Consider the following 26,556-nt stretch of genomic DNA (forward strand, 5'->3'; position numbering starts at 1 on the left):
AACCATTCTCTTGCTGCAGGAGTTTCGAAGCCGAGACAGGATTTTGAGATGATGACCCGCAACATAGGCGAAAAGGCAGAGGGGCTGGCCATCGAGATCAGGCGCCAGTTCGGCGCCGAGGCGGTGACCCGCTTCCTGCGCACCTTGCCGGCCTTCCGCACCGAGGCCGACATCCCCGACCGGCTCAGAGAACTGCTCGACCGCCTCGATGGGGCGGAGCGCGGTGACATCGGCTGGCGCCGGCCGTAACGCAGCAATCGATCCTGGCAGCAAACCTCCTATCGGCAATAGCCGGGGAGAGCCGAACCATCTAAGATAGATGGGTTGGTTCAAATGGAGGACGTAATGCGCAAGGTTTCGATCACCTCATCGCTGATGGCGCTTGTCGGCCTCGGCGCCATCACCTTGGCGGCCTTTCCGGCACAAGCAGACAATCTGCAGCTGCAATTGGGCAAACATGGCCCGCGGCTGAAGCTCATGGAAGATTGCGACCCCGCTTACGACGATTGCGAAGGCCCCCGTCGCGACGATCGGCGCGACCGGCGTCAACGGGGCTGCACGGAAGACCGGGCTCTCGACAAGGCAGAGCGAATGGGCATCCGCCGCGCAAGAATTGAGTCCGTCGGCCGCCGGGAGATCACGGTCCGCGGCAGACAGGGTGGCGACCGCGTGCGCGTGACTTTTGGCACCGAGCGCGGCTGTCCTATCCTCGATCGCGAATAGCGATCGACGTCAACGGAAAACCGGCGGTCGGCTGGCTCGGCCGCCGAGCCACGCGACAATTACGCACAGTAATTTTGCGTGATGTTGCCTTGCGGCGGCGAGGCACCGCGCCTATGCTTCCTGATGAACATGATTTCCCCTGAGGCGGTCGCCAACAGCAAGCGCGCCTGGCTGAAGATTCTCGCCCGCTACAAGAAGCCCGACAGGCGGCGCAGCGCCGTCGAACTCGCCATCACCCTCATTCCATTCGCCATACTCTGGGGACTGTCCTCGGCGGCCTATGCCTATGGCCATTGGTGGGGACTGGTCCTCATCCTTCCCGCGGCCGGGTTTCTGGTGCGCATCTTCATGATCCAGCACGACTGCGGCCACGGCTCCTTCTTCGCCAATCGCTACGCCGACGACTGGATTGGCCGCGTGCTCGGCATCCTGACGCTGACGCCCTACGATTGCTGGCGGCGTGCCCACGCGACGCACCACGCCAGCGCCGGCAATCTTGACGAACGCGGCATGGGCGACATCCGGACGCTGACCGTTGCAGAATACCGGCAGATGTCGTGGCGAGGCCGCCTTGCCTACCGTCTCTATCGCCACCCGCTGGTGATGTTCGGGCTCGGTCCGATCTGGCTGTTCATCTTCGAGCAAAGGCTCCCCGTCGGCATGATGCGCGGCGGCCTGACCCCTTGGGTGTCGTCGATGACCACCAATCTTGGCATCGCGGTCGCAGCAGCCATCCTCATCTGGTTCGTCGGGCCAGGCGCTTTCCTGGTGGTCCACTTGCCGATCGTCATCCTCGCCGGTTCGGCCGGCATCTGGCTGTTCTACGTCCAGCACCAGTTCGAGGAAACGGAATGGGCGAAGGATGCCGACTGGGAATTCCAGCACGCTGCCCTGCACGGATCGTCCTATTACGATCTACCGCCGGTGCTGAACTGGCTCACCGGGAACATCGGTGTCCATCACGTCCATCATCTCTCCGCCAAGGTGCCGTGCTACCGGTTGCAGGAAGTGCTGCGGGATTATCCCGAGTTGCGCGACATCGGCCGTGTCACACTGCTCGAAAGCTTGCGCTGCGTCAAACTGGCATTGTGGGACGAAAACCGCCGCAAGCTGGTGTCGTTCCGCGAGGCACGGGCGGCGGCTTAAGCAATTCCAGGAGAAGTTTGAACGGTTTCCCAGGGAAAGCGCGTAACGTTTTCCCTGGGCAATGGCGTCATAACAAAAGGACCGCCGCGCTATGGGCGCCGCGGCCTGGAGCTCCGATCAGGCAGCCCTGATCATGTCGGCGGCCTTTTCGGCGATCATGATGGTTGGGGCATTGGTGTTGCCACCAATCAGTGTCGGCATCACCGAGGCGTCGACGACACGCAAGGCTTCAAGCCCGCGCACCTTGAGTTGCGGATCGACCACCGCCATCTCGTCGACTCCCATCCGACAGGAGCCGACAGGGTGATAGACCGTGTCGGCGCAGGTACGGATATGGGTCATCAGATCGGCATCGCTCGGCTCGCCGGCGATGTGCATTTCCTTGTGCCGGTAGCGCGTCAGCGCCGGCGAAGCCAGCACCTGCCGGGTGATCCTCACACCTTTCAGCAGCAGTTCCGCATCGCGCTGGTCGCCGAGAAAGCGCGGATCGATGCGTGGCGCGGCAAGTGGATCGGCGCTGGCCAGCCCAACCTCGCCACGTGAGTGCGGCCGCAATATGCAGACATGACAGGAAAAACCGAAGCCGTAGTGCAGCGTGCGCGCATGGTTTTCGACAAGGCCGATGACGAATTGCAGCTGCAGGTCAGGGCGTTCAAGCGCCTGGTCGGATTTGACGAAAGCGCCGCTCTCGGCCGCCGGCGAGGCGATCAGCCCGGTTCCATCCCGGCGCCACTGCGCGACGTGCCTGAGGAAACCCAACGCGCCGCGCGGGCTCATGCCAAGCATATCGGTGTCCTTCGATCTCCAGCCGACGATGAAATCGAGGTGATCCTGCAGGTTCTTGCCGACGCCCTGCAATTCGTGGACGACGGGAATGCCATGCACGGCAAGTTCGGCCGCCGGGCCGATACCCGACAGCAACAGAAGCTGCGGCGAACCGAAGGCACCGCCACAGAGGATCACCTCGCGCGACGCCTGTGCCACTGTCTCGCCTTTGCGTGTCCGGTAGCGGATGCCGGTGGCGCGCTTGCCGTCAAGGACGATGCCTGTGGCGTGCGCCCGCGTGACCACGGTCAGATTGGTCCGCTGCATCACCGGATGGAGATAGGCGGCGGCAGTCGAACAGCGCTCGCCATTACGGGCGCCACCGGCAAACTGGGTCACCTGGAAATAGCCGGCGCCCTCTTGTTCCGGTCCGTTGAAATCGTCCGAGGCGCGAATCTGGTTTTCGGCACAAGCCTCTATGAAGGCCTTGGCGATCGGCCTCGGCGAGCGCTGGTTCGACACTTTCAGCGGGCCGTCCCCGCCATGCAACGCATCAGTGCCGCGCTCATTGCCCTCGGCGCGCCGGAAATAGGGCAGCACCTCATCCCACGACCAGCCCTCGCAGCCTAGATTTGCCCATTCGTCATAGTCGCTGCGATGGCCTCTGACATAGAGCATTGCATTGATGGCGCTGGAGCCGCCCAGCGCCTTGCCGCGCGGCTGGTAGCCCTTACGGCCGCCAAGACCTTGCTGCGGCACGGTCTCGAAGGCCCAGTTGTTGATCCTGGGCCGGCCGGAAAGCATGCCGATAATGCCAGCAGGAGCGCGGATCAGCATATCCCTGCCCTCGCCGCCAGCTTCGATCAGGCAGACCGTTTTCGATGGATCTTCCGAAAGCCGCGCGGCAAGCGCACAGCCGGCGGACCCACCGCCGGCTATGACATAGTCGTAACGCATGAAGACCCCTCCCCGATCGTCCACGGATTTTCCATCCGGATGATCAAGAGAAGGCCTGAACACGACTGATGTAAAGACGCGCGGAATTACCGCGACGTCAGCTGCTGCGAACGCGCCGCCAGGAGTATTTCGGGCCTTTTGGTTCCGGCACGGCGGATGGCTGGTAGTAGAGCCCCAATCCGCCGGTACGGCCCTCCTCCAGGCGCTTCAACAGCACCGGATTGGAAATCTCGAACTCGTCGAAGCCCAGCCGCAGCATATGCGGCAGCTGGTCCACCAGCACCTGGCCCGTGGCGCGAACGGCACCTTCGAAATGGTAGCGGCCGCGCAGCAGTTCTCCCTTGGAGAACGAGCGGCCGTCGCTGAAGGCCGGGAAGGCCAATGCCACCAGCGACAGCTGGTCGAGCAGGCCGGCAATCTTCTCGAGCTGATCACCCGGCTGCAGCACGACGCCGAGCCGTTCCTTGGCCGAGCGGCGCACCTCCGGATCTAGATCGAGGAAGACTTGCAACGGCAGGATGAAGCGGCCGTTGCCGGACAGCGCATCGGCGCTTTCGGCATGCGTCCACTCATCCTCGTGAAAACCCGCAGGGGTCCAGAGTCGGGTCTCCGGTGTCGTCGGTCCAGTCATAAAGATTCCTAAAGCCCCAAGATCCAGGTCCGCTGAAAGTCCATCCCACGCAAAGCCGGCGGCCTCCGGATGATGGTCGCCGTTCGCAGGCCGGCTGAATTTCAGCATACCCTATAGTGATGCGTCGGTCAGCGACTTCTCCAGCCCCGACAGGTGAATGCCGCACTCGGTCTTGGCGTGACCGGCCCAGCGGCCGCTGCGCGCGTCCTCGCCCGGCTGCACCGGCTGCGTGCACGGGAAGCAGCCGATCGACAGATAGCCATAGGCGACCAACGGATTTTCGCGCAGCGCATGCGCGCGCATATAGTCGGCCTGGTCCGATGTCGTCCAATGCGCCAGCGGATTGATGCGGATGCGCGGACCGACCGCCTCGAACACCGGCAGCGCTGCCCGCGTCGCTGCCTGAAAACGCTTGCGGCCGGTGAGCCAGGCACGAAATGGCGCGACACCGCGCGCCAGCGGCTCCACCTTGCGCACATCGCAGCAGGCGTCGGTGTTGCTCTGATGCAGATTGCCCGTCGGATCGATCCGTTCGAGCGCCGCTTCCTCGGGTTTGATCACCCTAATATTGGTCAGCCCGAAATCGGCGGCGAGCGCGTCGCGATAGCCGAGCGTCTCCTCGAAATGCTTGCCGGTGTCGAGGAAGATGACCGGCAGCGTCCGATCGATCTTGGCGATCATGTGCAGCAGCACAGCCGAATCCGCGCCGAACGACGACACCGCGGCGATCTCGTCGAGGAACAGTTCGCGGACCGAGCGTTCGATGATCTCGAGCGGCTTCAGATGACCGTAGAGCGCATCGAGCCCCGCCGCTTTGGCGGCGATGCCGTCATCGACGTCTCCGATACGGTCAAGCGGCCTTGGCTTCGCCAGCATAGAGCGCCTCCTTGAACGGCGCGGGACCGACTCGGCGGTAGGCGTCGATGAATTTCTCTTTTGGGTCGAGCCGGAGGCCGAGATAGGTCTCGACGATCTGCTCGATGGCGTCGGTGATCTCTTCCGACGAGAAGCCGCGGCCGATGATCTCGCCGACCGAGGTGTTTTCGTCGGCCGAGCCGCCCAGCGTCACCTGATAGAGTTCGGAGCCCTTCTTCTCGACACCGAGGATGCCGATGTGGCCGACATGGTGATGGCCGCAGGCGTTGATGCAGCCGGAGATCTTCAGCTTCAGTTCGCCGATCTCGCGCTGCCGTTCCAGCGAGGCGAAGCGTTGCGAGATTTCCTGCGCGATCGGGATCGAGCGCGCCGTGGCCAGCGCGCAATAATCGAGGCCCGGGCAAGCGATGATGTCCGATATCAAATTGGAGTTGGCTGTCGCCAGACCGATGCCGACCAGCGCATCATAGACCGCCTTGAGGTCGGCGCGGGCCACATGCGGCAGGATCAGGTTCTGTTCATGGCTGACACGCAGCTCGTCAAAGCCATATTTCTCGGCGATGTCGGCGATCGCTTCCATCTGGCTGTCCGAAGCGTCGCCGGGCACCTCGCCGATGCCCTTCAGCGAGATCGTCACCGCCGCATAGTCGGGATGGCGGTGCGTCACGACATTCTGGTCGAGCCACTCCGAAAACCCCTTGGAATCGAGCCGCGCCAGCTTGACCGCCTGGTCGGCTTCCGGCCGCCCAGCGAGCACCGGTGGCGCGAAATAGGCCTCGATCGCGCGGATGTCGGCTTCCGGCAGCTTCAGCTCGGCGTCCTTCAACTCCTGCCACTCGGCCTCGACCTGACGGGTGATCTCCTCGACCCCGGTCTCGTGCACGAGGATCTTGATGCGCGCCTTGTACTTGTTGTCGCGGCGGCCATAGAGGTTGTAAACGCGCAGGATCGCCGTGCAGTAGGACAGAAGCTCGGCCTCCGGCAGGAAGTCGCGGATCTTGCGGGCAACCATCGGCGTGCGGCCCTGGCCGCCGCCGATATAGACGGCGAAACCGAGTTCGCCGGCGGCGTTCTTCTTCAGGTGCAGGCCGATGTCGTGGGTCTGGATGGCGGCGCGGTCGCGCTCGGCGCCCGTCACCGCGATCTTGAACTTGCGCGGCAGGAACGAGAATTCCGGATGCACCGACGACCACTGGCGCAGGATTTCCGCGTAGGGACGCGGATCGGCGACTTCGTCGGCGGCAGCGCCGGCGAAGTGGTCTGCGGTGACGTTGCGGATGCAATTGCCGCTGGTCTGGATGGCATGCATCTCGACGCTCGCGAGATCCGCCAGGATCGCCGGAATGTCAGACAGCGCCGGCCAGTTGAACTGGATGTTCTGGCGCGTGGTGAAATGGCCGTAGCCCTTGTCGTATTTGCGGGCGATGTGGCCAAGCATGCGCAACTGCTTGCCGTTCAGCGTGCCGTAAGGCACCGCGATGCGCAGCATGTAGGCGTGCAGTTGGAGATAGACGCCGTTCATCAGCCTCAATGGCCGGAACTGGTCCTCGGTGATCTCGCCGGCAAGACGACGCTGCACCTGGTCGCTGAACTCCGCGACGCGGGCCTGGACAAAATCGTGGTCGAACTCATCGTAACGGTACATGCTTGGTCTTTCAGGGCGCGTCCGCCCATGCCTGGTGTCTTGGTTATGCTGCCCGCGCAGCCTGCTTGCCGAGATCGTTGCGAATGGTCGGGCCGGCGGCGCGGATCTTCTCGCGCAGCCGCACCGGCTGGACGACACCATTGACGACTTCAGCGTCGATCAAATTGACGTCGACCACTTCGTTGGCGGCATAGGCCTTGGCGCCGATCGCCTCGAGCCTATCCTCGGCTGCCTTGTCATGGGCGAGGTCGGCATGGTCCACCGTCTCGGCCCAGCCGCCATCGGCGTACCAGACGGCAATGCCGTCGGTGAGGCGGTTGGCGGTCAGTATCTTCATTGCTGAACTCCTTCGGCGATCGAACTGGACGCGCCTTCATGCCTGTGTGCCGCCAGCGGCTCGGATCGCTCAAAGTTGGCGCCGGCGACCGCATCGCCGATGATGGTCATGACCGGGCCGGAAAGATCGGCGCGCGCTTCCAGCGACGGCAGGTCGGCAAGCGTGCCGTGGAAGCGACGCCGGTTGGCGAGGCTGGCATTCTCGACCACGGCCACCGCGGTGTCCGGCGACAGACCGGCCTCGATCAGCCGTCCGGCAACCTCGGCGGCCACCGAGCGGCCCATATAAACGGCGACGGTGGCGCCGGAAATGGCGAGCTTGGCCCAGTCGGGCAGCGAATTGCCCTTGAGGTCGTGGCCGGTGGTGAACACCATCGACGAGGAGACACCGCGCAAGGTCAGCGGCAGTTCGAAATCGGCGGCGGCGGCAAAGGCCGCGGTGACACCCGGAACCACCTCATAGGCAATGCCGGCATCACGAAGTGCCGCCATCTCTTCGCCCGCCCGGCCGAACACCAGCGGATCGCCCGACTTCAGCCGCACGACACGCTTGCCTTCACGGCCAAGCTCGACCAGCAGCGCATTGATCTCAGCCTGGCTTTTGGTGTGACAGCCCTTGCGCTTTCCGACCGGCAGACGCTCGGCATCGCGGCGACCCATGGCAACCACCGCCTCCGGCACCAGCGCGTCATGGACGATGACATCGGCTTCCATCAGCAGGCGGTGTGCCCGCAAGGTCAGTAGATCCTCGGCGCCCGGACCGGCGCCAACCAGCGCGATGTGACCGCAAGCGGGCGTGTTCGACAGCAGGAGATCGACGGCAGCATCATGCGCCTGCGAAAGCTGACCGATTTCAGCCGCGCGCGCAGGAGCACCAGTGAAGAAATCATTCCAGAAGCGGCGCCGGGCATTGCCTCTCGGCAGCAGCTTCTCGGCAGCCCCGCGAAACGAAGCGGCAAGCGTTGCCAGCGGCCCGAGCGACGGCGACAGCATGCGGTCGATGCGGCCGCGCAGCATCTGCGCAAGCACCGGGCCTGCACCTTCGGTGCCGATGGCGATGGCGACCGGCGCGCGGTTGACCAACGCCGGAGTGAAGAAATCGCAAAGCTCGGGCCGATCGACGGCATTGACCGGAATGCCTAGGCGGCGCGCATCCGCGGCCACCCGGCGGTCGAGTTCCTCGTCGCCGCTGGCGGCAAACACCATGACCGCGCCTTCGAGCTGCGACGCGTCGTAAGCCGCGGCAAAATGGCTCGCGCCGACCTGGGCGACGAAGGCGAGCAGGTCGGGCTCGGCGTGTTCCGCGATGATCCGCAGGACCGCACTCGACTGTCCGATCAGCCGCGCCTTGGCCAGCGCCTCTTCGCCACCGCCAACGATGGCCACGGCTTCGCCCTCGACCCGCATGAACACGGGGAAGGCGTTGAGCTTGGGAGCAGTGTGCGACATGGACGCGAGCGGAATCCTGAATGAGCTTGCAGTTCTACGCGCGGGCGCGAGAAACCAGAAGGAACGCACTCGCGCATCCCTTATCGGGATGCAATTGCTTTTCTGAAAGCATCCCGGCCAAGAGAAAAATATTTCTCGTTTACAGATGGAGCGGATTGAAGCTGCTGTCGCAGGCCTTGTTTTCCGGGTCTTTTAGCGCCCGGCGAGAAAAGCCGCAAAACCGTTTTTTCTAAATTCTACCAAATTAGTAGATTAAAGCCGCGAACTCTGGATAGCCAGAATGTCCAACGCCGACGCGGCTGCCGACTGGAACATTAGTGGCTCCGGGCGCGTTCTCAAAAGGCCTGTCATATCGGATCGAAACCCCGGCTGCGGAACGCCACGAAAGGCCACCACGCGGCTGAAAAGGAGCCTGTCATCATGAACACAATCATACTCAAGCACGGTATCTGGGTCATGGTGGCCGATGGCGAGAAGGCGCTTTTCCTCAGGAACGCTGGCGACAATAAATATCCGAATCTCGAGGTGGTGCAGGAAATGCAGCAGGACAACCCGCCCACCCGCGAGCAAGGCAGTGACAGCCCGGGCCGATACAATGATGGTCCCTCCGTACACCGCAGCGCAGTCGAGGATACGGATTGGCACCGCATCGGCAAGGAGCGTTTCGCCGATGAAATCGCCGCCCGGCTCTACAAGCTCGCGCATGACGGCGAATTCAGCGAGATCGTGCTGGTCGCACCGCCGGTGGTGCTTGGGACAATGCGCAAAAAGCTGCACAAGGAGGTCGGGGACAAGGTGACCGCCGAAATTCCCAAGACATTGACCAACCATGCCATACCGGAAATCGAGGCCCTGCTGCAGGCAGCCTGATCATTGTCGATCGGCCCTGACCGATCGAGACGAATAGCACCGCACAAATTCCGATTTGACCGGCAGCTTTCTCAGCTGCCGGTCAAATATTTGCGGCAGCGCCGTCGATTTCATGGCTTTGCGGGTTGCATCGCCAACATACCATCCACCATATTGCAAACAGGCGGCGGCTTTGGGCGGCGCTCATCCAACATCGCTGTTTTTGAAAGGCGCTCCATAGACAATGCCGCATGACACGCCCCTTATCGCCACCATCGTCGCCGGTCTGGGGCTGGCTTTCGTCTTCGGGGCTCTCGCCAACCGCTTCCGCATTCCGCCGCTGGTCGGCTATCTCGTAGCCGGCGTGCTGGTCGGGCCGAACACGCCTGGCTTCGTCGCCGATGCCGGCCTTGCCAACGAACTGGCCGAAATCGGCGTCATCCTCCTGATGTTCGGCGTCGGGCTGCACTTCTCGCTCAAGGATTTGCTGTCGGTGCGTGCCATCGCCGTGCCGGGCGCCATCGTCCAGATCGGCTTTGCCACCGCACTTGGCGCCGGTCTTGCCTGGATGCTTGGCTGGTCGATGGGCGCGGGGCTGGTGTTCGGCCTGGCGCTGTCGGTGGCCTCGACCGTGGTGCTGCTGCGTGCCCTGCAGGAACGGCGGATGATCGAGACCGAGCGCGGCCGCATCGCCGTCGGCTGGCTGATCGTCGAGGATCTGGCCATGGTGCTGGCGCTGGTGCTGCTGCCGGCGCTCGCCGGCGTGCTCGGCGGTCAGGAGCAGGCTGACGCCCATGCCAGCGGCCTGCTGTCGCTGCCGGCCAGCTACGGCATCTGGGGCGTCGTCGGCATCACGCTGGCCAAGGTCGCCGCTTTTGTGATCGTCATGCTGGTGGTCGGCCGCCGGGTCATTCCCTGGATCCTGCATTACGTCGCCCATACCGGCTCGCGCGAACTGTTCCGGCTGGCGGTTTTGGCCATCGCGCTCGGCGTCGCCTTCGGTGCGGCAAAACTATTCGGTGTCTCGCTGGCGCTGGGCGCCTTCTTCGCCGGCATGATCATGAGCGAGTCCGAGCTCAGCCACCGCGCCGCCGAGGAATCGCTGCCGCTGCGCGATGCCTTTTCCGTGCTGTTCTTCGTCTCGGTCGGCATGCTGTTCGACCCGTTCAGCCTGATCAGCAATGGCTGGCCGATCCTGGCGACGCTCGCCATCATCGTCATCGGCAAATCACTGGCCGCATTCGCCATCGTTGTCGCCTTCGGCTATCCCATCGCCACGGCGCTGATAATTTCGGCAAGCCTTGCCCAGATCGGCGAATTCTCCTTCATTCTGGCTGAACTCGGCGTCGGGCTGAAGCTGCTGCCGGAACAGGGCCGCGACCTCATTCTGGCCGGTGCGATCCTGTCGATTGTCCTCAACCCGCTGATGTTCCTGGCCATCGACTGGATGAAGCCGTGGCTGGAACGGCGCGCCGCCAGGACGGCACCACCGGTCGAGGCAAAACCGGTTGGTCCGGCGACGGAGCCGGGCCAGGTAGCCTCTGTCGCGGCAACGACGAAAAAGGAGGACGGCCCGCCAAAGACGGCACTCACCGGCCATGCCATCCTCATCGGCTACGGCCGTGTCGGTGGCCTGGTCGGCTCGGCGCTGAAAGACGCGGCAATGCCCTTCCTGGTCATCGAGGACGCCGACAAGACGCTGGCGAAATTGAAAGCGGACAGCATCGAGACCGTCGCCGGCAATGCGGCCAATGCCGAAGTGTTCGCCGCCGCCAATCCCGAAGGCGCCAGCCGGCTGATCCTTGCCATCCCCAATGCCTTCGAAGCCGGCCAGATCGTGCTCCGAGCCCGCACCGCCAACCCTGGCATCAACGTCATCGCCCGTGCCCATTCCGATGCCGAGGTCGAACATCTCAAGGGTTTGGGCGCCGATACGGTGATCATGGGTGAACGCGAGATTGCGCGCGGGATTGTGGAAGAAGTTCTCGGTTCCAAACCGGAGTTGAGGCGCGAAACCGCCGAGCCGTCGGTGGCCTGAGTTCCAAAGCCCAGGCTGCACTCTCGCACGCTGGCACCGTGATCGGCTCGACCAGCCTTTCAAGCGAGCATCACGCCACGAATGCAGAGCCGCCATTTTGCGCGATACCACTGAGGTATTTGGCCGGCGGCTTCCCAAGCGCCTTCTTGAACATGGTGATGAAGGCCGTAACGGAACCATAGCCGAGATCGCCCGAGACCTGCTGGACACTCTTGCCGGAAGCCAGTTCCCGAATTGCAACGATCAAGTGCAATTGCTGGCGCCAGCGCCCGAAACTCAGCCCTGTCTCCTTTGCCACAAGGCGGGCGAGGCTGCTTTCGCTGAGCGCCACGCGATTGGCCCAGTCCGCCAGTGTGCTGCGGTCGGCGGGATCCTGCGCCAACGCCTCGGCGATCCTGTTCAAGCGCGGCTCGGACGAGATCGGCAGGTGTAGCTGCTGGACAGCCATGCGTGGCAATTCGGTGAGCAGTATCTTGATCAAGAGTTCGCCCCTCGCCCCGTCATCCTCCACCCGATCGGAAAGCTCGATGATCAATTCGCGCAGCAGTGGCGAGATCGAAAGCGTGCAGCACCGCTCCGGCAGATCGGCGGCTCCCGGCTCTATGTAGACGAAAAAAATCCGGGCGTTGGCGGTTGCGACATTGCTGTGCTCCATCCCGCCTGGGATCCACACCCCGCAATGCGGCGGCACCATCCATAGACCGCTTGGGACGCGGCATGTGACGCCGCCTGCAAGCGCGAAGACGAGCTGGCCCTTGCGGTGCCGATGGGCGGGGACTTCCGCTCGGGTGTCGGGGATGTCGACGCGCACGGCAATCGCCAGCGCGGCTGGGTCATCCACATCGAGATCGAGCCAGGGGTAGCTGAGGGGCTGTCTCATGATTGACTGTTATTAGCGATGAAATGCTTTCATATCTAAATTATTCAAAGGCAAAAGTCGATAAGGTACACTTGCGAATGAGCGGTGCGACCGCCGCGCAGCCAGGAGGTATCAACCATGCTCGCCCTCGTCATCTCCTCCGACAGCGCGACCGGACTGAGGATCTCAGAGCTTGCCGAGCCTCAACCGGCCTCGAACGAGGCGCTTGTCTCGGTCCACGCGACCTCGTTGAATCGCGGCGAACTGCGCCTGCTCAGCATACGTCCGAACGGCTGGATACCCGGCCAGGACATCGCTGGGATCGTCGAACGGGCAGCAGCCGATGGCTCAGGACCGGCCGTTGGCGCCCGCGTCGCGGCTTTGGTCGATGAAGCCGGATGGGCGCAACGTGTCGCCGTTCCGACCGACCGTCTCGCCGTCCTGCCCGATGACGTCAGCTTTGCCGCCGCCGCCACGTTGCCAGTCGCGGGCACGACGGCGCTGAGGACTCTACGCCATGGCGGCGACCTGACCGGCCAGCAGGTGCTGATTACCGGTGCAAGCGGCGCGGTCGGCCGTTTCCAGGTCCAGCTTGCCCGCGAGCAGGGCGCCTCGGTGACGGCAATCGCCGCCGCCCGGCACGCCGAGGATCTCCGCGGCCTTGGAGCCGAGCAGGTTGTCGAAGCGATCGATCTGGCCGAGGGACCGTTCTCGCTGATTACCGAGTCGGTGGGCGGCAAAAGCCTCGCTCACGCGATCGAGCGCGTCGCCCCTGGCGGGACCATCGTCATGTTCGGTTCGAGCAGCGGCGAACTGACGCCCATTGGATTTCGCCAGTTCGTTCCGGATCACGAAGGGGCGAGGCTTCAGACTTTCGCGTACTACACGTCTGGTCCTGGCATTGGCGAGGACATCGCCTCGCTGCTCGCTCTGGTCGCAGCCGGCCGGCTCGAAACGCGCGTGGCCTTGACCGTGCCGTGGACAGACATCGCCCAAGCGCTGGACGCACTGCGACAGCGCAGCTTCAGCGGCAAGGCCGTTCTCACCATAACCGGATGAGCTCCCTGATTTGTCACACGTGCTGGCCGCCATTGATGTGAATTTCCGAGCCCGTCACATAGGACGCTTGCTGCGAACACAGGAAGAAGATGATGTCGGCGACTTCCGCCGTGGTGCCAAGGCGCCTGAGAGGAATGGTCTCGACGATCTTGTCAGTGCCCGGCGACAGGATCGCGGTGTCGATCTCGCCGGGCGCAATGGCATTGACGCGGATGCCGTGCGGGCCGAAATCATGTGCCATCTCGCGCGTCAGCGAGCCGAGTGCCGCCTTCGATGTCGCGTAGGCCGTGCCGGCGAAGGGATGCACGCGGGTTCCGGCGATCGAGGTTACGTTGACGATCGAGCCCTTGGCCGCCGCCAGTTCCTTGAACAGGCCGCGCGCCAGCATGATCGGCGCGAAGAAATTGACCTGGAACACGTCGCGCCAGACATGCATCGGCGTGTCGATCGAATCCATGCGGCTGTTGCCGTCCTTGAGCTTCGGCGAAATGCCGGCATTGTTGACCAGTGCATGCAACTGGCCGCCATGCGCTTCCAGCCGGTGGCGGATTTCGGAGACGGCGATGCCGACATCCTCCTGATCGGCGAGATCGACCTTGATGTGGTCTTCCGGCCCGGCCGGCCACGGGCAATCCTCGGCGAAAGCCTGCCTGGAGCAGGTGATGACGCGCCAGCCCTCGCGCGAAAAACGCTTGACGGTGGCGTGGCCAATGCCGCGGCTGGCGCCGGTCAGCACGATGGTCTTTCGGGTGTCGAGTTCAGTCATCTCAGGGTCTCCAGCCGGCAGATGTAGCCGAACGCCGCCGAGGTGGCGAGAGGCCGAAATGTCACCATTCGCCTCGATGGGGGAACTGGCAGGCCCGCTCGCCGTTGGTCCGTGAATGCGGAAAGGGCGCGGGGTTCGGGATCAATCCATCGGGACAAGCCATGACACAGACATCCCCGCTCGACATCGCCACCGCCTTCACCAGGGCCTGGACAGGCCACGACCTCGAAAAGGCAGCATCCTATGTCGCCGACGACGTCGTTTTTGATAGGCCGATGCAGCAATCGACCGGCAAGGCCCCTACCTGAAGGGCCTGACCAAACTTTCACAGGATGTGACCGGTGTGCGCATGATCGCTGCTTTCGGTGACGATCACCAGGCGCTGCTGATGTATGACTTGATGACAAAGTCGTCCGGCGCGCTTTCCTGCGCCAAGCACCTCACCATCAGCGAAGGCAAGATTCACAGCGACAAACTGACCTTTGACAGCAAGAAATTGGGCAGCGCCAAGCCACGGAATTAGCGGATCGGATCAGCCGCCAAGGAGGTCGAGGATCGAGGTCTGCCGTTTCTTGCGCGGGCCGCCGACGTCGCCTGGCGGCACCGGGTGCTTGATCGATGCGGTGGCGCCGTCATCCTCCGGCATGGAAAGGCCATCGGCATCGACGGTTTGGGCGGGACGGGCCGCGCGGGACGGCGCTTGGGCAACCGGCGCTGCTGGCCGCGCCGGAGCCTGCTGGCCGACCGACGTTGACGGAACCGGCGCCGTGTTGTTCGCCGAGGGTATCTCGTCGGGGACGAATGTGTCGGCCGGCGTCGATTTCCAGGTGCCGGGCAGTGGCCGCACCGGCACACCCTCGTGGGCCGCAACCATGAACTCGTGCCAGGCCTGCGCCGGCAGTGCGCCGCCGGTGACCTTCTTCATCGGGCTGCCATCGTCATTGCCGAACCACACACCGGTGGTGAGGTTGGCGGTGTAGCCGACGAACCAGGCGTCGCGCGAATTCTGACTGGTGCCGGTCTTGCCGGCCGATGGCCAGGCGAAAGCCGCTTTCCGGGCAGTGCCGATCTCAACCGTGCCCGTCATCATCGAGTTCATCATGCCCACGATCTCAGGCTTGACGACGCGCGGCGCGCTGCCGCCGCCGCTGTCGTAAAGCACCTTGCCCTCGGTGGTCGTCACGCGCCGGATGAAATGGATGTCGGGCTTGTAGCCGCCATTGGCAAAGGGGACATAGGCCGAGGTCAGCTCCAGCGGCGTCACTTCCGAAGTGCCGAGCGCGATCGAGGTGTTGGACTGCAGATCGGACTGGATGCCCATGCGGTGCGCCGCCTCGACGACCGCGTTCGGCCCGACCTCCATGGTCAGTTGCGCCGCCACCGAGTTCAGCGACTTGGCCAGCGCGGTGGCCAGCGTCACCTTGCCGAAATACTTGCCGCCATAATTGTCGGGCGTCCAATTGCCGATTTTGATCGGCGCATCGTTGCGGATGCTGTCGGGCGTGCGACCGGCCTCGAGCGCAGCCATATAGACGAACGGCTTGAACGCCGAGCCCGGCTGCCGGCGTGCCTCCGAAGCACGGTCGAACTGGCTGGTCGAATAGTCGTAGCCGCCAACCATGGCGCGCACCGCGCCGGAATCGTCGATCGACACCAGGGCGCCCTGGCTGACGTTGAGCTTCTTGCCGCTGTCGTCGATCAGCCTGCGGATCGATTGTTCGGCGAGCTTCTGCAGGTTCAGGTCGACGGTGCTGTCGATGACGATGTCGCCGCGTACGTCGCCGATCAGGTCGGGCAGTTCCTCCATGATGGTATCGGCGACGTAATTCTCCGAGCCGGTCCAATAGGACGGCGCACGCGTTGCCGGCGCGCTCATCGCCGAGGTCAGTTCCTTGGCGCTGATCTTGCCCTCGTCGCGCATGGCGGCAAGCACCAGTTGCGAGCGTTCCTCGGCGGCCTTCGGATCGCGTGCCGGCGACAGCCGCGACGGCGCCTTCAACAGGCCGGCAAGCAATGCGGCTTCCGACAGGGTGACGTCACGCGCGCTCTTGCCGAAATAGCGGCGCGAGGCGGCCTCGACGCCATAGGCGCCGGAACCGAAATAGACCCGGTTGAGGTACATTTCGAGGATCTGGTCCTTGGTGTGCTTGTGCTCCAGCCACAGCGCCAGCAGCACTTCCTGCACCTTGCGCTCCAGCGTGCGGTCGGGTGTCAGGAACAGGTTCTTCGCCAATTGCTGGGTCAGCGTCGAACCGCCCTGCGAGAAATGCCCGCCAAGCACATTGGTGACCATGGCGCGCGACAGCCCGATCGGGTCGATGCCGAAATGCGAGTAGAAGCGCCGATCTTCAATGGCGATGACGGCTTCCGGGATATAGGGCGACATTTCATGCAGGCCGACGGCCTCGCCGCCGCTCATGCCGCGATTGGCGAGCAATTGGCCGTCGGCAGAGACGATCTTGATGTTGGGGGCGCGGTCGGGAATCGACCAGGTCGTCGCCGCCGGCATCTTGGCGCCATAGTAGACGACGATGCCGGCCACGCCGATGCCGCCCCAGATGGCCAGCACGAAGCACCAGTAGAACAGCCGGCCGAGCACGCCGAACAGGCCGCGCCGGCTTCTGCCGCGCTTGGCCCGCGACGATTTCCCTTTGGCCGGCTTGCGTTTTGCGGAGGCTTTGCGATTGCTCGGCACGACGCGATCCTCCTCGTTCACCGAAAGACCCGCCGAGGACCGCGCCTGCGGCGGCCCCTCGAAACTGGGTTCGATGCGACTGTCCCTGCGGTTCGCCATGCGCTGTGCTTGATATCCCCGATGCCTATGGCGTTCGGGTTGAAGAGTAGATGCGGCGGTTTAAAGGCGGGTTAAGTCGTGTTCGAATGCCGGCCTTGGCGTTGGTCAACGATGTTGATGCGAAAAAGCCGCTACGCCTTGATATCTCGCTAGAGACCCGCCGCCTTCGCCAGATAGGGCGCCAGCGCCAGCGCATAGGTGGCCGTCATATGGTGATGGTCGCGCCAGACGATGATGTTGCCGACCACGGCCGAACAGCTGTCCTTGCCACATAAGGCATCGTTCATGTCAACGACGCGAACCCCCGGCAATGTCCCCGCGGCGAGGGCGAAGACGTCGCTCGTCTCCACCTCCTGTCGCGCGTTGACGCATTTGTCGGGATCGGCGGCCAGGCAATCACCGGGATCGAACTTGACGAAAGGCGTGTTCCGGATGGCGATAATGCGCACGCCGGCTCTGTTCAAGTCGCTCCAAATGCTGCGCAAACCGTCGATCATTGCCGGCTCCGGTGTGTCGGAATAGCGAGACTGGCTGGTGAACATCAGGTCTGGCCGCAATTTCCTGATCTCGGCGAGAACGTTGTCGCGCCAGGTTGCGCAGGCCTCATACGGCTTACCGTCATCCGTCACCGCGGCAAGGGTGAAAGGGCATGCAGCCTTGGTGAAGGTGACCAGTTTCCACTTGCGGTCCCTGGCAATCTCGTCGATGGCCGGGATCCATTGTGCTGCGTGTGAATCGCCTGCGACGACAATGGTCCTGGTTCCCTGAGGATCGCCGAGCTGGCAGCCCACAGCTTGCGTGCTGTCCTGCTCCTGATGGCATTTCAGTCGATAGACGATCGGTACGTCACGCCTGAGTTTGCCGAGGGATGGCAGCAGTTCGACGTCGCGCGGAACCGAAGCGTTGGCAAGCAGCGCTGCCGGCCCTGGATAATTCGGTGTCCCGATCAGGCTGATATCGACGTCTTGCCTGTCGAGCGCATAGCCGAGCCCACCCGACATCATCACGCAGCCGGCAACGGCGGCAGTGGCATAGGCCAGAGGTTTCCGTTCCGTATCCGACCGCGGCTGCCGGTAGCGCTGTTCGACATATCGGTAGGACAGATCCGAAATTGCCAGGGTCAGGGCGATCAGCACGACACCTGCAAGGAGCCCGGCCGCAGGGCGATGGGCCGAATAGAAAACAACCAGCGGCCAATGCCAGAGGTAGATCGAATACGACCGGTCGCCGACATAGCAAAGGATTCTGGCGTCAAGCCCGCGAAACCGGCCCAGTTTGATGCCGCCGGCGGCAATGATAAGCACCGTCCCCAGCGTCGGCAGCAACGCAACGGCGCCAGGAAACGGCGTCGAGGCGGAAAAGAAAAGCGCGGAAAACGCGATGGCGCCAATACCGGTCATCGCCATTGCGGCGCGCAATGGCGGCCCTGCCCTGAACCGATGGACGGTCAGCGCCAGCAGGCCGCCGAGCGCCAGCTCCCACAGGCGGGTATGGGTTACGAAATAAGCGGCGGCCGGATCGCTCCGGGTGATGACAACCGAGGCGATCAGCGATCCGGCAAAAACCGCGGTCAGCCCCACGAGGAATACGCCTTTCGCTGGCCGCCCGAGACGGCGCGCCAGCCAAAGGCCTGCCACCATCAGCAATGGCCAGACGATATAGAACTGCTCCTCGATCGATAGAGACCAGTAATGTTGTACCGGGCTCGCCGCCTCCTCGGCGCCGAGATAGTCGATCGCCTGCCAGGCAAGCCGCCAGTTCTGCACATAGAGCGCACTGGCGGCGACCTGGATCGCCGTCTCTTCCCAACGCGCCATGGACAGGAAGACCAGCGTGCCGGCGAGCGTGACAAGAAGGGCCAGGATCGCAGCCGGCAGCAGTCGCCGCACTCGCCGCGAATAAAAGGCCATCAGCGAGATGCGGCCATCGCGCAACGCCATGCGGGCAAGCAGACCGGTGATGAGATAGCCCGAGATGACGAAGAACACATCGACCCCGACATACCCGCCGGGAAGAACCGCGGGCCAGATGTGGAAAACCACCACCAGGGCAACGGCAATGCCACGCAGCCCCTGGATTTCAGGCCGCAACGCAACAGGCCCCTCAGCGTTTTCTGTCAACACCACCCGCCTCAGACCTGATTTCAGATAGGCTCGAACTTCACATCCGGCTGGTCGGGGCCGCCGGCTTGCCGCAACAGCGCGAGAATGTGTTCGCCCCTGTCAAGCTGCTGTCGCCTCCAGTTCGAGGCGTTCGTCACGTGCAGCCAGCCATCGACCATCATGAAAAAATCCTCGGATTGATCATGACCCGCGCCGAAGCGAAGCGATTTGTTTTCAGCGAACCGAACCAGCGCCGGATCGATCGACCTGTAGAGCACCGGCCAGTTGCCGCCGCCGGAATCCATATGAAACTTGTAGCTCGGGGCGAAATCCAGCCGCCGCCGCAACAGGCTTCCATCGAAAAAACTGAAGCCGGGCCACAGGAACCAGCCGCCCGGCGTTGGCGTATCGCGCCGCGCGCTGCCGTAGAGGCTCTTGCCCTCCATCCGGGCGCGGATCGAAAATGGTTCAGTTGGAAAGATGTCATGATCGATGAAGCCGAAAAGCTTCGGCCCGAACCCAGGCAAGAAATTCCGCACGATCCAGTTGAGCGCTTGACCGTGCGATCTGCTGACGACCAGCCTGTTCTTCGGCAATGCCACATAGGGGACATGCTGGCGACGGCAGAGATCGCGGATTGCTTGCCTCGCCTCGTCCTTCTTGCTGTTGTCGAAGACGATGTAGCTCTCGTGCTCGGCAAGGTATCGGCGCACCAGGTGGATCTGCCATTCGATCACGTCGGGCCGGTTGAAAGCCACGGTGGCGACTATGCCATCGCGGAATACCTGCTCTTGCCCCTGCAAATCGAAGACCGGCGCGGATGCTCTCAGGAAGCGAAATACCCGCCAATGATAGCGCAGCAGCGCCTCGCGCCTTGGCGGCCTGTTAAGCCTCTCCCATTCCGCGACGGTAATTCTGGGCGGATCGTCGTCTTCCGGCGCGTCGGAAGCCCCCATGTCGCGCTCCTGCATCTGCCCCACCGGTGCAGGCTAGTTCTGCTGGATCGAAATGCCCTTGTCGTCGATCTTGAGTTCGACGCCTTTGGGTTTGGTCTGCTCGCGATAGACATAGATGCCGAGCGCAATGACCACGACGACGAGCGCGCCAATGACGAGATAGAGCGTATTCTGTTTCATGGCGCGCTCTTTGCGTTGTCGAGCTTCAGGCTCGTTTCAGGACCTTGACCAGCACCAGCAGGATGATGGCGCCGATCGTGGCATGGATGATCGCGGCGAGAGTGCCGCCGCCGATGGAAAATCCGATCCTCGGGAACAGCCAGCCAGCGATGAACGCGCCGACGATACCGACAATGATGTTGCCGATCAGACCGAAGCCGAAGCCGGAAACGATAAGACCGGCGAGCCAGCCGGCGATGGCACCGATGATGATGAAGACGAGCAGGCTTTCGACACCCATAGAGAGTTCCTCCGAGCAAGAGGACGACGGCGGAACGGAAAGCTCCGAATCGGCCTCGATATCAACGGCTTCAGGCTATTCGAAAGCGGCCGGCCTCACCAGCGGCGCCATCATTGATCGTCATCGTCGCTTGCGGCGGGGCGCCAACTGGTCGGCTCGACCTTCTTTTGCGTGTGACTGTCGATATAGACCCACCAGCCGTCGTCGCGATATTGCGCGATGGACTCATTGATGACGCCGTCGCTGTCCTTCCAGGTCACTGAGACCTTGGAGCCGTCTGTCGGTGCGGTCGCTATCGGCTTTCTGTCCGTCATGTCATCCCCTTTTGAGCCGGCAAAGCTGAGCCGACAGAACGCCGCGGCCCGCATCGGTCCCAGCCGCCGAGCGCGCCGACGACCGTCAGCTATGGGCGAAGATATCCTCTTCGTCCCAGCCCATCAGGTCAAGCTTGGCACGCGTCGGCAGGAAGCGGAAGCAGGCATCGGCTTCCTTGATCCGCCCATCGCGCGCCAGCCGTCCGGCAAGCACATCGCGCAACCGGTGCAGATAGAGCACATCGGAAGCTGCATATTCGAGCTGTTCGGGCGACAGTGTCTCGGCCGCCCAGTCCGACGATTGCTGCGCCTTGGACAGGCCGACGCCGAGAAGCTCGAAGCAGATGTCCTTCAGCCCGTGCCGGTCGGTGTAGGTGCGGGTGAGCCGCGAGGCGATCTTGGTGCAGAACACCGGCTCCGGCATCACGCCGAACGCATTGTAGAGCACGGCTAGATCGAAGCGGCCGTAGTGGAACAGCTTGGTTACGCCACGGTTCCTCAGCAGGCTGACGAGGTTCGGCGCCTTCTTCTGGCCGGGCGCGATCTGGATGACATCGGCCGTGCCGTCGCCAGGCGAAATCTGCACCACGCACAGCCGGTCACGATGCGGATTGAGCCCGAGCGTCTCGGTGTCGATGGCCACTGCCCCGACATTGTAGTGCGAGAGGTCGGGCAGATCATGCTTGTGGAAACGGATATCGGCCATTGTCTTCTCCGGTCGAGCCCTACAGTGTCCCCTGACCCGCAAGGGACGCTGCAGCGCTTTGTCTTGTGGCCCGTCCTCGCCGCGATCCGCTGAAAAATCAACAGGAAAACAGGGTTCCGCCGCTCAGCGCGTCAAGGCATCGAGAATCCGCGCCCAGGAGCGCTGGCCCTTGTGGAAGGAGTTGAGCTCGTATTTCTCGTTGGGTGAGTGGATGCGGTCGTCATCGAGGCCGAACCCGACCAGCAGCGATTCCATACCGAGATAGGTCTGGAAATCGCCGACAACCGGAATGGAGCCACCGCTGCCCGTCGTCACCGCCGGCTTCGGCCATTCGTCGGACAGCGCATTCTTGGCCTTGGCCAGGAAGGGCGAGTCGTAGGAAAGCTGGATTGCCGGCGAGCCGCCATGCGGATGGAATTCGACCGAACAGTCGGCCGGAATTCGCTCCTTGACGAATTTCTGGAACGCAGCGCGAATTTTCTTGGGATCCTGCTTGTGCACGAGGCGAAACGACACCTTCGCCGAGGCTTCCGCCGCGATCACCGTCTTGAAGCCCTTGCCGGTGTAGCCGCCGATGATGCCGTTGAACTCGGCCGTCGGCCGCGCCCAGGTGAGTTCCAGCACCGAGCGGCCCTTTTCGCCCGACGGGATCGACAGGCCGACCGGTCCCAGGAACGTCTCGGCGGTCTCGCCGAGCGTCTCCCACGATTTCAGGATCTGCGACGGTGTTTCCTCGACGCCGTCATAGAAGCCGGGGATGGTGATGTGGCCGTCCTTGTCGTGGATATCGGCCAGCACCTTGGCCAGGATGCGGATCGGGTTGGCGGCGGCACCCCCATAGAGGCCCGAATGTAGGTCGCGATCGGCCGCCTTCACCGTGATCTCCTCACCGACCAGCCCGCGCAGCCCGACGCAGATCGACGGCGTGTCGCGGTCCCACATGCCGGTATCGCAGACCAGCGCGAAATCGGCCTTGAGTTCGTCGGCATTGGCTTCGAGGAACGGCTTCAACGACGGCGAGCCGGATTCCTCCTCGCCCTCGAACAGGATGGTGATGCGGCAAGGCAGATTGCCGTGCACCTGTTTCCAGGCGCGGCAAGCCTCGACGAAGGTCATCAACTGGCCCTTGTCGTCGGCCGACCCGCGTCCGGTGATCACCTTGTGATCCGGCCCGACCTCCTTGACAGCAGGCGCGAACGGATCGCTTTCCCACAATTCGATCGGATCGACCGGCTGAACGTCATAATGGCCGTAAAACAGCACATGCGGCGAACCGGCCGGGCCGTCATGATGCGCAACCACCATCGGGTGGCCTGATGTGTCGCGAACGCTGGCATCGAAGCCGATCAGCTTGAGTTCGGCCACCAGCCATTCCGCTGCCTTGCGGCAGTCGGCGGCATAGGCCGGATCGGTGGATATCGACTTGATCCTGAGCAAGCCGAACAGGCGCTCGAGGCTCTGGTCGAGATTCTTGTCGAGACGGTCGAGGACGGGGGAAACTGCGGACATATGTGAAGCCTTTCGATTCAGTGCCGGAACCGTAAAGGCAGGACAGCAAAACGAAAAGCCCGCGATCATTGGACCACGGGCTGCAAACGTCTGTCTGGGATAAAAAAGACCGCCGTGGTGGAGGGGGAACCACGGCGGCCTTCTACTCGAAACGATGCGGCAGCCCGGAGAGGGGGGATAGGCTGCCGCAGGTGTCCGGGATAGGCGGGGGACGGGCCTTGCTCCGGACTCGGCGAAAACTGCCGATGACGTGTATTTGGGTCTCTGAACGTGGCGATTCAAGGGCACGAAAATTACAGTTTTGTAACATAGGCGTGAGCGGGGTGACGGCGATCTGTCAGGGTGTTGCCGGAACCGATAGTTGAGGCTGCCTTTGGCATGGACCAAGCCGCCGCGCCGCGCTATCCCTGCCGGCATGAAAAAAGGCGATCATCTCTTCCTTGTCGACGGCTCCGGCTACATCTTCCGTGCCTATCACGCGCTGCCGCCGCTGACCCGCAAATCCGACGGCCTCCCGGTCGGCGCCGTTTCCGGCTTCTGCAACATGCTGTGGAAGCTGATGCTCGACGCCCGCAACACCGATGTAGGCATTGTGCCGACGCATTTCGCCGTCATTTTCGACTATTCGTCGAAAACCTTCCGCAACGACCTCTACCCCGAATACAAGGCCAACCGCTCGGCCCCGCCGGAAGATTTGATCCCGCAATTCGGCCTGATCCGCCAGGCGACCAGGGCGTTCAACCTGCCCTGCGTCGAGATCGAAGGCTACGAGGCCGACGATCTGATCGCCACCTATGCGAGGCTCGCCTGCGAAGCCGGCGGCGATACCACCATCATCTCCTCCGACAAGGACCTGATGCAGCTGGTTGGCGATACGGTCGCCATGTACGACCCGATGAAGGACCGCCAGATCGGCATTCCGGAGGTGATAGAGAAATGGGGCGTGCCGCCGGAAAAGATGGTCGATCTGCAGGCACTGACCGGCGATTCGGTCGATAATGTGCCTGGTGTGCCCGGCATAGGGCCGAAGACGGCGGCGCAACTGCTCGAACAGTTCGGTGACCTCGACACGCTGCTGGCCCGGGCCGGCGAGATCAAGCAGGACAAGAGGCGCGAATCGATCATCGCCAATGCCGACAAGGCGCGCATTTCGCGTCAGCTGGTGACGCTGATGAACGATGTGCCGGTCGCCGAGGGACTGGACGATTTCGTCCTGCACGCGCCGGACGGCCCGAAGCTGATCGGTTTCTTGAAGACCATGGAATTCACGTCACTGACCCGCCGTGTGGCGGAAGCGACCAGCACCGAGGCCGGCGATGTCCAGGCCGTCGCGGTCACCGTCGAACGCGCCGATCATGCTCATGGCCCAGATGTCGGGGCCGGGTTGCCGCCGGTTGCCCGAAACGCGTCCGGCACTGAACCGGACGAAGCCGGCGGGACGGCGGAGACGTCAAAACAAGGCGATACCCCTTCCCTGCTCGCGGCACTGCGGCTGGAGCGCGCGGCCACCGGCAAGATCGATATTTCTGCCTATCATTGCATTCGCGATGTCTCGACCCTGAAAGCCTGGGTGGCCGAGGCACGGGAGGCGGGCATCGCCGCCTTCGATGTCAGGGCAACATCGGCTGATCCGATGCAGGCCGAACTGATCGGCATGGCCATCGCCACGGCGCCCGGCCGCGCCGCCTACATTCCTTTTGCCCACATGAGCGGCAATGGCGACCTGCTCGGTGGTGGCGCGCTCGAAAACCAGATTCCGCTGCGCGAGGCGCTGGCCGTGCTGAAACCGCTGCTCGAAGACCGATCGGTTCTCAAGGTGGCGCAGAATCTTAAATACGATCTTGTCATCATGAGCCGCTACGGCATCGATGTCGCACCTTTTGACGACACCATGCTGATCTCCTACGTGCTCGATGCCGGCACGCCCCATGGTCACGGCCTGGACTCGCTAGCCGAGAAATGGCTGGGTCATACCCCTCTCCTGCTCAAGGACGTCACCGGCTCCGGCAAAAGCTCCGTCGGTTTCGATCAGGTCGACATCGACAAGGCGACCGCTCATGCCGCCGAAGACGCCGATATGACGCTGCGGCTCTGGCTGGTGCTGAAACCGCGGCTTGCCGCCAAAGGCCTGGTGTCGGTCTATGAGCGGCTGGAGCGGCCGCTGGTGCCGGTGCTGGCGCGCATGGAACAGCGCGGCATCTCGGTTGACCGGCAAATCCTGTCGCGGCTCTCCGGCGAACTGGCGCAGGGCGCCGCTCGCCTCGAAGAGGAAATCTACCAGCTCATCGGCGAACGCATCAACATCGGTTCGCCAAAGCAGCTCGGCGACATCCTGTTCGGGCGCATGGGCCTGCCCGGCGGTTCGAAGACCAAGACCGGCCAGTGGTCGACTTCGGCGCAACTTCTCGAAGATCTCGCCGCCGAAGGTCACGAACTGCCGCGCAAGATCGTCGACTGGCGCCAGCTGACCAAGCTGAAATCGACCTATACCGATGCGCTGCCCGGCTTCATCCACCCCGACACCAAGCGCGTCCACACCTCCTACGCGCTGGCCGCGACGACGACGGGCCGGCTGTCGTCCTCCGACCCCAACCTGCAGAACATCCCGGTGCGCACCGCCGAAGGCCGCAAGATCAGGACCGCCTTCATCACCGACAAGAGCCACCGCCTGGTCTCGGCCGACTACAGCCAGATCGAGCTGCGGGTGCTCGCCCATGTCGCCGAGATCCCGCAATTGCGGCAGGCTTTCGCCGACGGTGCCGACATCCACGCCATCACCGCGTCGGAAATGTTCAACGTGCCCGTGGAGGGCATGCCTTCGGAAGTCCGCCGCCGCGCCAAGGCGATCAATTTCGGCATTATTTACGGCATCTCGGCCTTCGGCCTCGCCAACCAGCTGTCGATCCCGCGCGAGGAAGCCGGCAACTACATCAAGAAATATTTCGAGCGCTTCCCCGGCATCCGAGACTATATCGAGGAGACCAAGGCCTATGCCCGCGAGCATGGCTTTGTTGAAACGATCTTCGGCCGCCGCATCCATTACCCCGACATAAGATCGTCCAACCCCTCGCTCCGCGCCTTCAACGAACGCGCCTCGATCAACGCCCGCCTGCAAGGCACCGCCGCCGACATCATTCGCCGTGCCATGATCCGCATGGAGGAGGCGCTGGAAAAAGCAGGGCTTTCCGCACGCATGCTGCTGCAGGTGCATGACGAACTGATCTTCGAGACTGTCGAGGCGGAAGTCGAGGCGACGATCCCGGTCGTGCGTCACGTCATGGAAAACGCCGCGATGCCGGCGGTATCGATGTCGGTGCCGCTGCATGTCGACGCGCGGGCGGCGAACAATTGGGACGAGGCGCACTAGCGGCTGATGTGGGGTGCGCCCAGGCCGGCTAGATCGCGTTCCTTCACACCCCCCTCTGTCCTGCCGGACATCTCCCCCGCAAGGGGGTGTTTGGACCGGAGACATCGCGAACAGGTGTGCGAGGACATCGCGAACAGTTTTGTCACTTATCGTCTGCAGAGGTTGAGGTCGACTGTTTCTATTTTCTGATGTCTGAAGAAGGCTTGGAAGACGCCGTCCTTGCCGGTGGGGGTGAAGGCCACGGCTTTC

Annotated in this window: 25 protein-coding genes; 9 read left to right on the forward strand and 16 right to left on the reverse strand. The window is 63.3% G+C overall.

Features of this window, described 5'->3' with window-relative positions; genetic code table 11:
• Window positions 1-48 precede the first annotated feature (48 nt).
• The 3 genes from EOA13_RS25580 (at window position 49) to EOA13_RS25590 (ending at window position 1,869) form a co-directional block, all read left to right on the forward strand.
• Window positions 49-249: a hypothetical protein gene (locus tag EOA13_RS25580; RefSeq protein ID WP_127296396.1), complete on the forward strand. Its 201-nt coding sequence runs from the start codon at window positions 49-51 to the stop codon at window positions 247-249.
• A gap of 96 nt (window positions 250-345) precedes the next feature.
• On the forward strand, window positions 346-723 hold the full coding sequence (locus EOA13_RS25585; RefSeq protein WP_164780323.1) for a hypothetical protein: 378 nt from the start codon (window positions 346-348) through the stop codon (window positions 721-723).
• A gap of 123 nt (window positions 724-846) precedes the next feature.
• On the forward strand, window positions 847-1,869 hold the full coding sequence (locus tag EOA13_RS25590) for a fatty acid desaturase (RefSeq protein WP_127296398.1): 1,023 nt from the start codon (window positions 847-849) through the stop codon (window positions 1,867-1,869).
• A gap of 117 nt (window positions 1,870-1,986) precedes the next feature.
• Here EOA13_RS25590 and EOA13_RS25595 read toward each other — a convergent pair whose 3' ends face one another.
• From EOA13_RS25595 to cysG, 6 genes are all read right to left on the reverse strand, one after another.
• Complete coding sequence (locus EOA13_RS25595) at window positions 1,987-3,591, reverse strand: GMC family oxidoreductase N-terminal domain-containing protein (RefSeq protein ID WP_127296399.1); 1,605 nt, start codon at window positions 3,589-3,591, stop codon at window positions 1,987-1,989.
• 97 nt (window positions 3,592-3,688) lie between these two features.
• The gene (locus EOA13_RS25600; protein WP_127296400.1) at window positions 3,689-4,222 is read right to left on the reverse strand and encodes a DUF934 domain-containing protein; all 534 of its coding nucleotides are present in this window, start codon (window positions 4,220-4,222) and stop codon (window positions 3,689-3,691) included.
• Window positions 4,223-4,333: 111 nt separating this feature from the next.
• Window positions 4,334-5,098 (reverse strand): phosphoadenylyl-sulfate reductase, encoded by a 765-nt coding sequence (locus EOA13_RS25605; protein ID WP_127296401.1) that lies wholly within the window; start codon window positions 5,096-5,098, stop codon window positions 4,334-4,336.
• A complete protein-coding gene (locus EOA13_RS25610; RefSeq protein WP_127296402.1) occupies window positions 5,073-6,743 on the reverse strand; it encodes a nitrite/sulfite reductase in 1,671 nt (556 codons plus the stop codon). The genes EOA13_RS25605 and EOA13_RS25610 overlap by 26 nt, the downstream gene beginning before the upstream one ends.
• Window positions 6,744-6,786: 43 nt before the next feature.
• A complete protein-coding gene (locus EOA13_RS25615) occupies window positions 6,787-7,080 on the reverse strand; it encodes a DUF2849 domain-containing protein (RefSeq protein ID WP_027037731.1) in 294 nt (97 codons plus the stop codon).
• Window positions 7,077-8,528, reverse strand: a complete 1,452-nt coding sequence (gene cysG / locus EOA13_RS25620) for a siroheme synthase CysG (protein WP_127296403.1) — start codon at window positions 8,526-8,528, stop codon at window positions 7,077-7,079. The genes EOA13_RS25615 and cysG overlap by 4 nt, the downstream gene beginning before the upstream one ends.
• A gap of 420 nt (window positions 8,529-8,948) precedes the next feature.
• On the opposite strand from cysG, the gene EOA13_RS25625 reads away from it, so the two are divergent.
• Both EOA13_RS25625 and ybaL read left to right on the forward strand, forming a co-directional pair.
• Window positions 8,949-9,398, forward strand: coding sequence for a host attachment family protein (locus EOA13_RS25625; RefSeq protein WP_023812513.1), 450 nt, complete (start codon window positions 8,949-8,951; stop codon window positions 9,396-9,398).
• Between the two features lie 223 nt (window positions 9,399-9,621).
• A complete protein-coding gene (ybaL, locus tag EOA13_RS25630; RefSeq protein ID WP_127296404.1) occupies window positions 9,622-11,415 on the forward strand; it encodes a YbaL family putative K(+) efflux transporter in 1,794 nt (597 codons plus the stop codon).
• Between the two features lie 70 nt (window positions 11,416-11,485).
• Here ybaL and EOA13_RS25635 read toward each other — a convergent pair whose 3' ends face one another.
• Window positions 11,486-12,295 carry a helix-turn-helix transcriptional regulator gene (locus tag EOA13_RS25635; RefSeq protein ID WP_127296405.1) on the reverse strand — a complete coding sequence of 270 codons (810 nt, stop codon included), beginning with the start codon at window positions 12,293-12,295 and terminating at the stop codon, window positions 11,486-11,488.
• A 117-nt stretch (window positions 12,296-12,412) separates the two neighbouring features.
• On the opposite strand from EOA13_RS25635, the gene EOA13_RS25640 reads away from it, so the two are divergent.
• Window positions 12,413-13,333 carry a zinc-binding dehydrogenase gene (locus tag EOA13_RS25640; protein ID WP_127296406.1) on the forward strand — a complete coding sequence of 307 codons (921 nt, stop codon included), beginning with the start codon at window positions 12,413-12,415 and terminating at the stop codon, window positions 13,331-13,333.
• Between the two features lie 13 nt (window positions 13,334-13,346).
• On the opposite strand, the gene EOA13_RS25645 is transcribed toward EOA13_RS25640, so the two are convergent.
• Window positions 13,347-14,099, reverse strand: coding sequence for an SDR family oxidoreductase (locus EOA13_RS25645; RefSeq protein ID WP_023812510.1), 753 nt, complete (start codon window positions 14,097-14,099; stop codon window positions 13,347-13,349).
• Between the two features lie 161 nt (window positions 14,100-14,260).
• On the opposite strand from EOA13_RS25645, the gene EOA13_RS38890 reads away from it, so the two are divergent.
• Window positions 14,261-14,407 carry a nuclear transport factor 2 family protein gene (locus EOA13_RS38890; RefSeq protein WP_245490476.1) on the forward strand — a complete coding sequence of 49 codons (147 nt, stop codon included), beginning with the start codon at window positions 14,261-14,263 and terminating at the stop codon, window positions 14,405-14,407.
• A gap of 35 nt (window positions 14,408-14,442) precedes the next feature.
• Entirely contained in the window at window positions 14,443-14,622 is a 180-nt protein-coding gene (locus tag EOA13_RS38895) for a hypothetical protein (RefSeq protein ID WP_245490477.1), read from the forward strand.
• 9 nt (window positions 14,623-14,631) lie between these two features.
• On the opposite strand, the gene EOA13_RS25655 is transcribed toward EOA13_RS38895, so the two are convergent.
• The 8 genes from EOA13_RS25655 to EOA13_RS25690 form a co-directional block, all read right to left on the reverse strand.
• Window positions 14,632-16,893, reverse strand: coding sequence for a transglycosylase domain-containing protein (locus EOA13_RS25655; RefSeq protein WP_127296407.1), 2,262 nt, complete (start codon window positions 16,891-16,893; stop codon window positions 14,632-14,634).
• A gap of 149 nt (window positions 16,894-17,042) precedes the next feature.
• On the reverse strand, window positions 17,043-19,013 hold the full coding sequence (locus tag EOA13_RS25660) for an acyltransferase family protein (protein WP_164780324.1): 1,971 nt from the start codon (window positions 19,011-19,013) through the stop codon (window positions 17,043-17,045).
• Between the two features lie 23 nt (window positions 19,014-19,036).
• On the reverse strand, window positions 19,037-19,951 hold the full coding sequence (locus EOA13_RS25665) for a hypothetical protein (RefSeq protein ID WP_127296409.1): 915 nt from the start codon (window positions 19,949-19,951) through the stop codon (window positions 19,037-19,039).
• Window positions 19,952-19,984: 33 nt separating this feature from the next.
• The gene (locus EOA13_RS25670; RefSeq protein ID WP_013529552.1) at window positions 19,985-20,131 is read right to left on the reverse strand and encodes a hypothetical protein; all 147 of its coding nucleotides are present in this window, start codon (window positions 20,129-20,131) and stop codon (window positions 19,985-19,987) included.
• Between the two features lie 25 nt (window positions 20,132-20,156).
• Window positions 20,157-20,411: a GlsB/YeaQ/YmgE family stress response membrane protein gene (locus EOA13_RS25675; protein WP_013529551.1), complete on the reverse strand. Its 255-nt coding sequence runs from the start codon at window positions 20,409-20,411 to the stop codon at window positions 20,157-20,159.
• A gap of 110 nt (window positions 20,412-20,521) precedes the next feature.
• Window positions 20,522-20,725, reverse strand: a complete 204-nt coding sequence (locus EOA13_RS25680; protein WP_127296410.1) for a hypothetical protein — start codon at window positions 20,723-20,725, stop codon at window positions 20,522-20,524.
• An 85-nt stretch (window positions 20,726-20,810) separates the two neighbouring features.
• Window positions 20,811-21,431 (reverse strand): ribonuclease D, encoded by a 621-nt coding sequence (locus EOA13_RS25685; RefSeq protein WP_031213535.1) that lies wholly within the window; start codon window positions 21,429-21,431, stop codon window positions 20,811-20,813.
• 123 nt (window positions 21,432-21,554) lie between these two features.
• Complete coding sequence (locus EOA13_RS25690) at window positions 21,555-22,940, reverse strand: M20/M25/M40 family metallo-hydrolase (protein WP_127296411.1); 1,386 nt, start codon at window positions 22,938-22,940, stop codon at window positions 21,555-21,557.
• Window positions 22,941-23,355: 415 nt separating this feature from the next.
• Here EOA13_RS25690 and polA point away from each other — a divergent pair, with 415 nt between their 5' ends.
• The gene (gene polA / locus EOA13_RS25695; protein WP_164780326.1) at window positions 23,356-26,307 is read left to right on the forward strand and encodes a DNA polymerase I; all 2,952 of its coding nucleotides are present in this window, start codon (window positions 23,356-23,358) and stop codon (window positions 26,305-26,307) included.
• The last annotated feature ends 249 nt before the right edge of the window (window positions 26,308-26,556 follow it).

Source organism: Mesorhizobium sp. M7A.F.Ca.US.011.01.1.1 (genome assembly GCF_003998295.1).
In the GTDB taxonomy this organism is placed as follows: Bacteria; Pseudomonadota; Alphaproteobacteria; order Rhizobiales; family Rhizobiaceae; genus Mesorhizobium.